This window comes from Arthrobacter sp. CC3, from assembly GCF_039907775.1.
Lineage (GTDB): Bacteria > Actinomycetota > Actinomycetes > Actinomycetales > Micrococcaceae > Arthrobacter.
The window spans coordinates 1-530 of record NZ_JARCCY010000122.1 but is presented as its reverse complement, the minus strand read 5'-3'; the positions used below and the strand labels follow the sequence as shown (position 1 = coordinate 530).

Here is a 530-nt window from a genome sequence, read left to right as displayed (position 1 = left end):
GCGCTGTCCCCGGACCTGATGGCCGTCCACCATGCCGAGGTCTTCATCGGTGTCTTCATCGGCGCGGTGACCTTCACAGGCTCCATCGTGGCGTTCCTGAAACTCTCGGCCCGGATGAAGTCCTCACCGCTGATGCTGCCGGGGAAGAACGCCATCAACCTCGGCGCCCTCGTCGCGTTCGTCGCCCTGACGGTCTGGTACGTCAACGACTCCCAGCTGTGGCTCCTGATCGTTGTCACCATCCTTGCCCTGGGGCTGGGCTGGCACCTGGTCGCCTCCATCGGCGGCGGCGACATGCCCGTCGTTGTCTCCATGCTCAACAGCTACTCCGGCTGGGCCGCGGCAGCGGCGGGTTTCCTGCTCAACAACGACCTGCTCATCATCACCGGCGCCCTGGTGGGCTCCTCCGGTGCGTACCTGTCTTACATCATGTGCAAGGCCATGAACCGGTCATTCATCTCCGTGATCGCCGGCGGCTTCGGCATCGCCGCTCCCACCACGAGTGGAGACACAGACCACGGCGAGCACCG

General features: G+C 64.9%; 1 protein-coding gene. It reads left to right on the top strand.

Features of this window, described 5'->3' with window-relative positions:
• The coding region (locus PV761_RS24265; protein ID WP_347900062.1) for an NAD(P)(+) transhydrogenase (Re/Si-specific) subunit beta at positions 1-530 on the top strand (530 nt) is incomplete at both ends.